Origin of the sequence: Helicobacter baculiformis (genome assembly GCF_900197685.1) — a bacterium.
GTDB lineage: Bacteria > Campylobacterota > Campylobacteria > Campylobacterales > Helicobacteraceae > Helicobacter > Helicobacter baculiformis.
Genome location: NZ_FZMF01000058.1, coordinates 19,106 through 29,083, shown reverse-complemented (window position 1 = coordinate 29,083; position 9,978 = coordinate 19,106). Strand labels below are relative to the sequence as shown.

The following is a 9,978-nucleotide window of genomic DNA, read 5'->3' as shown; positions in this document are numbered from 1 at the left end:
AAAGTTAGGGGGAGGGTGTCAATTATGGGAATTGTCAACACCCCAAATATTTCAAAACTAAGCGCGCGTAATAGCTGGCCGCACGGGTTAAAAGCGCATCGTTGAAAACATAGGTAGAAGTGTGGATATAGTGGGTATTTTCGTTTTCTAAAAAAGCGTAAGCGCAAGGGCGCTTTTGTGCAAAGTAGCCAAAATCCTCACTCCCCATAGCTGCTGGATGTTCAAAGCAACAAGACTCTTCTCCAAAAACCTCTTTTGCTACTTCTTGGGCAAATGCGGTAGCTTTGGGGTCATTAATAGTAACAGGCGCAGCAGATTGCTTTGTAATCTCGATCTCTATCTCGTGAGCCAAAGCGACTCCTTTGGCAATTTCTTTAATGCGCTCAGCTACCATCTCTTGGCTTTTGGCATCTAAAGCCCGCACGCTTAATTTTAATACAGCGCGATCGGGGATGATATTAAATGTGTTTCCCGCATTAAACGCCCCCACACTCACCACAGCGCTATGTTGGGGATCGATATTCCTAGAAACAATGCTTTGCAAAGCCACCACTAACAAGGAGGCGGCCACAATAGGGTCTTTACATTTTTCAGGCGCGCTCCCATGCCCACCCTGCCCTTTAATCTCTATGGTGTAACTATCCGCACTCGCCATGATTGCTCCGCTCTTAAGGTAGATTTTTTTATCCGTACCCAAGGGCATGTTGTGCCACCCAAAGATAAAATCGCTGTCAAACTTTTCTAACAAACCCTCTTCAAGCATGGCTTTTGCGCCTCCCAAACCTTCCTCAGCGGGTTGGAAATAGAGATTTAGCGTCCCGTTAAAATCTTGTGTGGCTAGGTATTTAGCTGCCAGCAACAAAGACGCGCTATGCCCATCATGCCCACAAGCGTGCATTTTTCCCATATTTTGACTTTTGTAGGGTAAGTCGTTATCTTCTAACATGGGCAATGCATCCATATCCGCTCTTAAGCCGATTTTCTTAGGCGAATCTCCTTTTTTAAGCACCCCCACTACGCCCGTTTTGCCTATACCTGTATGCACTTCATAGCCACATTCTCTTAATTTCTCTGCTACAAGTTTAGAGGTCTTCACCTCTTCAAAACCAATTTCTGGCTCTTGGTGGATTTGACGGCGGATGGCTATAAACTCCTCTTGCATCGCTACAATCTCTTCAATCAAAGACATTAACTCTCCTTTTATAGATTTTTGAAAAGAAACTCAATATCATAATCAAATCTCCTTCTTTTGTGGGGTCAAACATGAGAGGGTGTAATAGATGTCTAGCTCATCGCCTAGATTGCAATTTGGTTCAAGGGTTTTAAAGCCCTCGATTGCCACCTCTTTTAAATATTCTCCCGTCTCATAGTCGTCAATCTTTAAATGGTGTGTCTGCCCCTCAAAGACTTCCCATCCTTGATCTTTAAAGGGTTTGTTTTTATCCGCCCATGCAAAGCTTTCGCCCTTAGTGCCTTTGCCATGGCATATGCGGTAAATACGCTCATACATCACGCCTTGAGCGATGTTATTTTCTGTGCTGGTTACTAGAATACACCGCCTATTGCCCCCATCCTCTCTATTGAGCTCCATCACCGCCTGCCCCGTGGTCCCACTCCCGGCATAAAAGTCTAGGACTAGAGAGTTAGGGGTAGTGGCGATCTGCAAGATTTTTTTCATAAGTGCTGTGGGTTTAGGAGTGGCAAAGGCTTTTATATTGCCAAAAATGGCTTGAATTTCTTGCGTGGCATTGTTATTCATCACTTCAGTTAAAAGGTTTTTAAAGGGGGCGGCTCTCTCAATTGGCTTGCCTTCATTATCAACATTTAGATAAACCTTGTAGCAAACTTTCCATTGACCACTTTTTGACTTGCGAAAATCGATAAAACCATTTTCTAAACCCCATTTAACCTTTTCTTTCCCCCATTTCCAAATCCATCCATCGTTTTTATACTCTAGTCTTTTGTTTGGATAAATGATTGTGCCATCGGGACATGCAATCCCATAGTTCAAGCTATCGCTATAGGATAGTCCTCCCCTATCCAAAGTATCAAGGTAGTATCTGCCCCGTGTGCTTTCAAACGCATCGCGACACCTGTAGCGCTTTTCATCGTGGGCTTGCGTGTTTTGTTTAAGCTCTAACACCTCTTGGTTTTTAGCATAAACCAAAATATATTCCGTGATAACCGCAATATGTGTAGCATCTGACGAGCCTGTTTTCTTTTGCCACACTAAGTTAGCCACAAAATTCCCCTCCCCAAAAACTTCATCGCACAGCACCTTCAAATACGCCTGCTCGCTGTCATCAATGCTGATAAAAATCACGCCCTTTTGGCTCAACAAGTCCTTAGCTAGTTTTAGGCGTTCGTTAAGCATATTGAGCCACCCGGTGCGCATGAATTTGTCGCGGTAGCCAAACTTCCCGCTAGAATTTTGCTCACTCTTGTAGTCATTGCCATCTTGCTTGGTGCTCTCGGTGTTGTAGGGGGGGTCTATGTAAATGCAATCCACCTTGCCCCGATACAGCACCAAGAGATTTTTTAAGGCATCGTAATTCTCTCCAAAGATCATGGCGTGCTGTTGTTGGCACAAAGCGGGGGCAAAGCTTAGGTCTTTGTCGTGTTTGAGTAAGCAAATAGCGTCTTGTTGGACCTCTGGGGCTATATCAAAAACAAAGCCCACATCTATGCGCTTGGTGAGGAGTGAAAAAATTGCCTCTAGGTTGTGTGGCTGGGCTTTTTCTAAAATCTCTAGGGCTAGCTTTTTTTGATCGGTATTAAAGCTGGTTGTGGGGATCTGCTCTAGCTTTTGCTTGTAAATCTCTAGTTTTTGGGCAAAATTTTGGCTCATTGGGCGACCTTTGGGGCGTTTTTAATGGTGGTGAGCAGGTGGCTTAAATCTGTCCCACTTTCTTCAAGGGCTTTTAGGTGGGGGTCTTTGAGGTCGTAGTAGCGTTCTAGCACGGGTTTTTTAGGGTCGTGCTTGTAAATGCACAGCACAAGGGGGCTTGTATGGGTGTATAAATTTTCTTGCTTAGGGTTGCTGAAGTATTCTTTATAGGCTTGGGCTAAGAGTTTGGTTTTCTCTTGGTTGATGTCTTGGGCGTTTTTCACCTCAATATAGACAAGATAGCCATTACTAAAGCGCATCACAAAGTCGGGGTAACTGGCGTGCTTATTGCCCTGCTGGTCTAGGTATTGGATATAGACGTTGCTGTGTGGGGGGTTTTTGAGCCACACTTCTATATGCGCTTGGTTCTTGCACGCAAAGCGGTCTAATTTCTTGCAAACCTCGATCTCGGAGGCGGAGTCTAAGGGGAGGTGTTCGGTGGGGTTTGCGTCTTTCTTGATTGTGGTTAAGTATTTATCGGGGTCTATTTCCTCACTTGTAGGCTCTTGCGCCCACTCCTCGCGCCACTCTTGTGGGGTGTAGGTCTCTAGGTGGGGCATGTAGGTTTTGTGCCTTGCTAGAGAAGTGCTGTAGATATTTGCAATGTCTTGGCTAAAAAACTCTAAGAGAATTGCCTCAAATTGTAGGGGGCTTGTGTGGGGATATTTGGCTTTGAGTTTGTTTAAAATTTCGTTTAAAATGCCCTTTTGGGGGGTATTTAAGGCATTTTTGAGCCGTTTTAGGCGGTGTAGTAGGCTGTAAAGGTTGGCAAGGGTGCGCTTGGCGTGGTGGAGGCGGTAAGTGTTGGGCGCATCCTCATTGTTAAAACAATCGTTGGCATAGTCTTGCACCCTTTGGGCGTTTTGGGTGATGAAATGGTCTAATCCTTTTTGGATCGCGGCGGGGTCTTGGGCTTTTTCCTCAATGTTTAAGACAATCTTAAGCACTTGGAACCCCTTGAAGGGCTCTTTAACTTGGTAGCTGTAGGTGGTGTAGTCCTTGGGGGTTTTGAAGTTTTCATAAAGATAGTAGGTGTCCGTAATAGGGTGTTTGGCTAAGTTTGGGTAGGGGTTGCGCTTGATCCGCCCTAGGGTTTGGATACTTAAGGCAGAGGAGCAGACATTGCGCAAGCGTAATAACATACACGCCCTAGGGATGTCCCACCCTGTAGCAGGACCTATTTTGAAAACGATGCAATCGGTGGTGTCGTTGATTTGAGAGATTTTGTGGAGTAAAGCGTCCTTGGGTATATCGTTGTCCCGGCGGTTGTGCTTTACGCCATTGGGGGTGTTTTTGAGCCTGCCTGTTTTGAGCGATTCTTTGGAGCTTTCCCCGAAGTATTGCACCCATGATAAGCCTTGTGCCTCAAACTTGGCTTTGAGCTCTTGCAAGGTGTTTTGCCATTTTGTGAAGGCATCGGGTTGCTTTTTGGCATCGGGTTGGTTATCCACTTGGATGAGCATGGCCGGGCGGATGAACACCCCCTCTTGTTCTAGTTTTTGATAAGCCTCTTTGATTTCTTTAAATCTCTCGATGGCTTGATCGATGAGCTTAGAATCCTCAAAGGCTTCGTTTTCTAAGATTTTGGCTTGGTTTTTGAGCAAGTACTGCCCCGTTTGCGCGCCGCTCTTTTCAAGTTCGCTTTGGGTGATCTCTACACGGGGATAAAGGGTTTTTTGGTCAAAAGTGGCGGTCATTCTTAGGATAAAAGCGGCGTTTTCTTCTAAAAGTTTTTCAAAAGTGGGTTTCTCTGTGGCTTTTGTGCCGATGTGGGCTTCATCACGGATGTAGATGAGGCTGTAATCCCTTGCCGCCTCTAGGACAAAGGCATCGATGATTTTAAGCTCTGTGTAAAGCTTGCCCTTGCCAAAGGTGGATTTGCCAAAGAGATAGACTTTGTTTTTTTGACACCTAATGGGGGGCACACTCTCGCATTTTTGAGCCTTGCTTGCTGAGGGGGATTCGTAATGCGCCACTTCAAGGATGGGGGTGTCTAGCACCCCTTGATGGCTGTAGTCTCTAATCTTACGCACAAAAGCGCCGGGTAACTCGGCACTGGAGAGTGTGGCGATGATGAAAATGAAGTTGGTTTCGGGGTAATGGGCGATGAGACGGCTGATAAAAAGGCTTGCCATGAGGGTTTTACCTGCACCTGTAGGGGCTTTAAATTCTACGATTTTGCCGGGGTTGTTTGGGGTTTCGCTTTGTGTTGTTGCTTGTGTTGTGTCCTCTTGTGCCCTCATGCGGGCATAATGCGCCACAATCTCATGGACTTTTTGATCTTGTAAAGGGGTGATTTGGATGGGCATGATGACCTTTGGTTTTTGCTACATTTATGTGGCGACACTTAACACATAAAACGCGTTATAGTGTATTGGGGGTTAAAGAAAAGTTAGTTGGTTTGAGGCGGTACGCATGCGATCCAACTCTTAAAAGATTATAAGAACATAGAAGAGGTCATATAAGAGACTTAGACTTCAAATAAGCGCGCGCCTGATCTAAGTGTTCAATGCAAAAAAGGCGTGGGTGAGACATGAGCTCTTGGGGCGCCAACCAAAGATTCACCCCAATTCCCCCCCTTAATCCAAATTCCATATCACTACGCTTATCGCCCACCATCACGCTTTGCGCGGTATCAATAGAAAAATCTCTTAGGGCTTGTGCCAACATGCCCAATTTAGGCTTGCGGCATTCACAGCATGCTTCTGGAGCATGAGGACAATGGTAAATGCGATCCAAGCCAAAGCCTAAATTAGTCTGTAACAGCGCCTGCATGTGCGTACTCAAAGCCCAAAAATCCTGCGCACTATAATATCCTCTAGCGATGCCAGATTGGTTAGTAACCAACAAAAGCAAAAACCCCTGCACTTTAGCATCACTCAAGAGCTCAAAAATTCCGGGAGTAAATTCAAAATCTGCCACGCTATGCACATAGCCCTTATCTACATTCACCACCCCATCACGATCTAAAAATAAAGCTCTGCGCCTCAATGCATAGATTCCATGTGCATATGGGAATGGTGGGCATGCCCTGTAAACATGTGAAACCCTTTGTAAAGATCATACCCTCCCGAACCTAGCATGAGCACAAAAGCGAGTTTAGCAAAAATGGTGCGCGCGGATGCGCTCAAAAAACGCCCTGAGAATAACCCCATAGCTAGCATGGGTGCAAAGGTTGCCAGGGAGAGCACGAGCACGGTTAAAAATGCATGGGTTAAATTAGGCGTGTTGAGCACATTGAGAAGAAAATAATAGACCAACGAGCAGGGTAAAAGTCCATTGAGCAAGCCTAGCAGATAAAAGCTAGAGAGTTTAGTACTTCCTAAAGTGGCTTTAAAAAGCTTTGAGAACGCGCCAAGATTTAAATGCCATTTGAAGATAAAGCCAAAGGCAAGCAGGATAATTAACCCCCCCACGCCCATAATCATCGCGCCCTGTAATTGAGAGCGTGCGATCGCGCTATATTGTGCCAACATATCTAAAAGAGTGTGCCCCAAGAATGCTACAATAAGCGCAGCCACCATATAGGTGCTCACACGCCCCAAATTGTAAAGAACATGCCCTAATAGTTGGTGTCTTAAAGGGGTGGGTGTGGGAAACTTAGCCTGTGTATAGGCAAGCACCACGCCCCCACACATGCCCACACAATGCCCCAAAGCCATCAAAGACGTACTTAAAAAGAGGTAGAACAACTCCATTAAGCGAGCGCGCGCCGCATGCCCTCAAACACAAGCCATTTATGATAAACACCCCGGGTAAAAAAGGCGCTCAAGAACTCTCCATCACCCCCTGTGAAAACGACCCTTCTTTTCCCGATAATCCCCTCAAGCACAAGCAGGATACTTTTTAGCGCGCCATAACTCAATGCCTGCGCGGTGCTTTGAGGGAGAGACTCTAAATCTATGCGTACATTAATAGGGTGATCAAGCACCTCAGAAATACTTTGGTAGGCTTGATGATACGCTTTAAAACCGGGTAAAATCACTCCGCCTAAATGCATTCCCTTTTCCATCACATCAATCGTGATCGCACTTCCAGCATCGACCACCACCCCATCATCCCCCAGTCCTAAACACGCTGCTTTGCGATCCACGCCCAAGCCTTTATAAGAGCTTTCTAGCTTGATTTGGGGCTCTAGATTGTGGGCGTGGGGGCAGATATCCAGTAGTGCGTGTTCAAAGGTGGGGTTGACACTGATATAGTGCAGGGGTTCTGTAAAAGGTTCTAAGGTATCTGGCGTGCGGTGCCAAACTCTCTTGCCATCATAGAAATGCAAGGCGCTATTACCAATATCACACAAGATCATGGGTTACGACTCAAATCCATATAATAACGATCGTAATAAATTTTATCAGTGGTGTAAAAACTCATCTTATCCAAGCGCCCCCCCCAACTCTTAGAGACATTCTTAAGTTCATAAACCCGATAATCGTCAAAATGTTTCAAATCCACCTCCACCAAGTATCCCCGCTTTTCTAGAGTATAAAGTTTTTTGTCGGTAACAACCAAACTTGTCAGCATGGCAAAAGGAAGCTTGACAACTCCCATACTCTGCTCGTTGAGGGTTTTATCCATTTCTAAAATGCGCCCGTCCAAAGTCAAGACATAAAGATGGTTATTTTTATAAAGCACATCTACAATATCCGCATCAAAATTAAATTCCTGCCCCGAGATGACAGAAACCAATCTTTTAGTTGTGGCAGCAAACATGTTTTCCCCATCTACCCTAAGATAGATGACATTATTAAAAAATTTCTCACTATTGAGTACGATATTACGCACCACCTTAGGAATACTCCCACTCACATCAACCACCAGTAACCGCCCATCCAACATGGGAAAAACCACCACACTATCTAAAAAAACTGGTGCCGCCATGAGTGAATTAATGGTGGTGGCAGACGCGCCCTTTTCGCTAAAAATAAGCTTGCGGGTGGTGATGTCGTAAATATTGGCGGAATTATCTGACATCACCACCGCTAAGCGTTTGCCGTGCACGCTTGCGCTTAAGGGATAGGTATCTATGGGGATAAGAATAGAAGGTTTGGGCTGAAGAGCGGTGCTCACCAATTCTAAATGGTGGCAATGGTCGTTCAAAACCACCTGTTCATCTATGGTTTCAATGTTCTCTACAATCTCTTGTTGGGCTTGTTGGGCGGTCAGTTTGATCTGTTTTGCTTTTTTAGGTTTAGGACCATTGCGTTTATGGCTACGCCAACAATCTTCTGCCAAGATGTAATAATCCTGACTTTGATTAAGAAAAGAGCTCTCTTTATACTCTTTTTTACTCAATTTCAAAGGGGTAAGCCCCTGAAAGTCAATCACCCCTCCATTTTTCAAAATCGCCCCATAGCGGTTAGTAAAAGTGATGGGATCTTTGAGCGCATGGGCAAAACGCAATTCCCCCTTGATCTTAGATTTGGGCGGCTCAAAATTCTTTCTCGAATTACAACCCATGCAGACCAACACGAGCACAAGGCAAATCAGTTTAAAGCTCACGGAGACTTCTTGGGTGCAGATGAGGGCGTGTGTTCTTGCACGCCATAATGCCTAAGCAAAGTGGCGACTTGATAGAGGCTAGAAGTGGGGGAAATAGTGCTTAAAAGTGGCTTGACATTGCCCTTAGGGTTTTCTTGCAAGATTAAATACGCCTTTTGCAAGGTGATCCAATCCTGCATGCCCTCTAGCTGCAGTTTTTCTAAAGCCTGCAAGTCCTCATCATAAGAAGCGCTATAGTAACGCGCGAAAGCGCTCACTAAGGGATTGGGCGCTGTGATGAGCTCTCTAAGCGCTCTTATATTTTTGTCTCTAAGCGCGCGCGCATAAGCGTGCAGGCTGTAAAGATCAGGAGCTACACGCTTGAGCTTGTCGAGCAAAGCTAGATTGTTGGGGTTTTGCAAGACTTCGTTATAAAGAGCTGTGATCTCTTGGGTGCGCACGGCTTTTTTGTGCTCTAAAAATTGCACCACCCCCCACCAAATGAGCGCAAGCCCAACTAATGCCCAAAGTATAAATTTATACTTATGGTAGAATTTTTCTATTCTAAATGCGCTTTCTAGGAGCTTTTCATCACTTTTAAATTCTTCTTGAACTTGTTTAAGATTGTCTTTGAGTTCCATCTACACCCCGCTACTCCCAAAGCCCCCACTTGCGCGTTCTGTGGAACTTAGTTGGGTCGTTATTTCAAACTGGGCATGGTGAACTTGGCATAACACGCCTTGAGCAATGCGATCTCCCGCACAGACACCAAAAGCGCGTTCTGAAAAATTCATCAAGATCACCTGCAATTCGCCCCGGTAATCACTATCAATAGTGCCCGGGGAATTGAGCACCATAACATGGTGTTTGAGTGCCAGCCCGCTACGCGATCTAATCTGCACTTCAAAACCCTCTTTTAATTCAATCGCTAACCCCGTGCGCACTAAGGCAACACTCTTAGGAGCGATTTCTAGGGATTCAAGCGCATGCAAGTCAAACCCACTAGCCCCAACGCTTTGGTAGGCAGGAACACGTGCCTGCGGATGTAATTTTTGAATCTTAATGTTTAGCATGGGCGCTGTCTTGGTAAAAAATATCTAAAATTTCTAGCTCATTTTCCCCTGAGGGCAAAACCACAATCACCTCTTCGCCCTTTTCTCTGCCCATCAAGCTTTTAGCGATGGGCGAACTGCACGAAATAAGCCCACGCGCGGGGTCGCTTTCCAAGCTCCCTACGATGGTATAGATCACTTCTTTATCTGTTTCTAGGTTAAGCACCTTCACCGTGCTTCCAAAGCTTACCTTATGGTGGCTCAAGGTAGAGGGGTCAATCACCTGCGCATTGGCTAAGATATGGCTAAGATCATTGATACGCGCCTCAATGAAAGCTTGTTTTTCTTTAGCGGCATGGTACTCAGCATTTTCTTTTAAATCCCCATGTTCGCGGGCGCGATCGATTTCTTTGACAATTTGCGGACGCTCTTCCTCCTTTAAACGCCTGAGCTCCGCGCAAAGTTTTTCATAGCCACAAGGGCTCATGGGTTCTTTCATACCATACTCCTTAAAAGGTCTCATTATATAGCAAGCATGCTTAATTTGGGGCGACTATGCTA

10 protein-coding genes are annotated in these 9,978 nt (G+C 45.4%); all 10 read right to left on the bottom strand.

The features are described 5' to 3' along the window. Positions 1-34 precede the first annotated feature (34 nt). On the bottom strand, positions 35-1,189 hold the full coding sequence (locus tag C6G87_RS07535) for a M20 aminoacylase family protein (RefSeq protein ID WP_104752900.1): 1,155 nt from the start codon (positions 1,187-1,189) through the stop codon (positions 35-37). Positions 1,190-1,234: 45 nt separating this feature from the next. After that, positions 1,235-2,848: a site-specific DNA-methyltransferase gene (locus C6G87_RS07530; protein ID WP_233709066.1), complete on the bottom strand. Its 1,614-nt coding sequence runs from the start codon at positions 2,846-2,848 to the stop codon at positions 1,235-1,237. Further along, positions 2,845-5,196, bottom strand: a complete 2,352-nt coding sequence (locus C6G87_RS07525) for a DEAD/DEAH box helicase family protein (RefSeq protein ID WP_104752899.1) — start codon at positions 5,194-5,196, stop codon at positions 2,845-2,847. Before C6G87_RS07525 ends, C6G87_RS07530 begins: the two co-directional genes overlap by 4 nt. A gap of 148 nt (positions 5,197-5,344) precedes the next feature. Continuing rightward, complete coding sequence (locus C6G87_RS07520; protein WP_104752898.1) at positions 5,345-5,878, bottom strand: D-glycero-alpha-D-manno-heptose-1,7-bisphosphate 7-phosphatase; 534 nt, start codon at positions 5,876-5,878, stop codon at positions 5,345-5,347. Further along, complete coding sequence (locus tag C6G87_RS07515; protein ID WP_104752897.1) at positions 5,875-6,585, bottom strand: sulfite exporter TauE/SafE family protein; 711 nt, start codon at positions 6,583-6,585, stop codon at positions 5,875-5,877. Before C6G87_RS07515 ends, C6G87_RS07520 begins: the two co-directional genes overlap by 4 nt. Further along, positions 6,585-7,193 carry a type III pantothenate kinase gene (locus C6G87_RS07510; RefSeq protein WP_104752896.1) on the bottom strand — a complete coding sequence of 203 codons (609 nt, stop codon included), beginning with the start codon at positions 7,191-7,193 and terminating at the stop codon, positions 6,585-6,587. Before C6G87_RS07510 ends, C6G87_RS07515 begins: the two co-directional genes overlap by 1 nt. Next, entirely contained in the window at positions 7,190-8,386 is a 1,197-nt protein-coding gene (locus C6G87_RS07505) for a hypothetical protein (RefSeq protein WP_233709065.1), read from the bottom strand. The genes C6G87_RS07510 and C6G87_RS07505 overlap by 4 nt, the downstream gene beginning before the upstream one ends. Then, positions 8,383-9,006 (bottom strand): hypothetical protein, encoded by a 624-nt coding sequence (locus C6G87_RS07500; RefSeq protein ID WP_104752895.1) that lies wholly within the window; start codon positions 9,004-9,006, stop codon positions 8,383-8,385. The genes C6G87_RS07505 and C6G87_RS07500 overlap by 4 nt, the downstream gene beginning before the upstream one ends. After that, positions 9,007-9,438, bottom strand: a complete 432-nt coding sequence (dut, locus tag C6G87_RS07495) for a dUTP diphosphatase (protein WP_104752894.1) — start codon at positions 9,436-9,438, stop codon at positions 9,007-9,009. Next, positions 9,425-9,916 (bottom strand): transcription elongation factor GreA, encoded by a 492-nt coding sequence (greA, locus tag C6G87_RS07490; RefSeq protein WP_104752893.1) that lies wholly within the window; start codon positions 9,914-9,916, stop codon positions 9,425-9,427. The genes dut and greA overlap by 14 nt, the downstream gene beginning before the upstream one ends. Positions 9,917-9,978: the final 62 nt, after the last annotated feature.

Excerpts from the sequence above, each read along its gene's own strand:
- C6G87_RS07535 (WP_104752900.1), bottom strand. The coding sequence starts at position 1,189 with ATGTCTTTGATTGAAGAGATTGTAGCGATGCAAGAGGAGTTTATAGCC.
- C6G87_RS07530 (WP_233709066.1), bottom strand. The coding sequence starts at position 2,848 with ATGAGCCAAAATTTTGCCCAAAAACTAGAGATTTACAAGCAAAAGCTA.
- C6G87_RS07525 (WP_104752899.1), bottom strand. The coding sequence starts at position 5,196 with ATGCCCATCCAAATCACCCCTTTACAAGATCAAAAAGTCCATGAGATT.
- C6G87_RS07515 (WP_104752897.1), bottom strand. The coding sequence starts at position 6,585 with ATGGAGTTGTTCTACCTCTTTTTAAGTACGTCTTTGATGGCTTTGGGG.
- C6G87_RS07510 (WP_104752896.1), bottom strand. The coding sequence starts at position 7,193 with ATGATCTTGTGTGATATTGGTAATAGCGCCTTGCATTTCTATGATGGC.
- C6G87_RS07500 (WP_104752895.1), bottom strand. The coding sequence starts at position 9,006 with ATGGAACTCAAAGACAATCTTAAACAAGTTCAAGAAGAATTTAAAAGT.
- dut (WP_104752894.1), bottom strand. The coding sequence starts at position 9,438 with ATGCTAAACATTAAGATTCAAAAATTACATCCGCAGGCACGTGTTCCT.
- greA (WP_104752893.1), bottom strand. The coding sequence starts at position 9,916 with ATGAAAGAACCCATGAGCCCTTGTGGCTATGAAAAACTTTGCGCGGAG.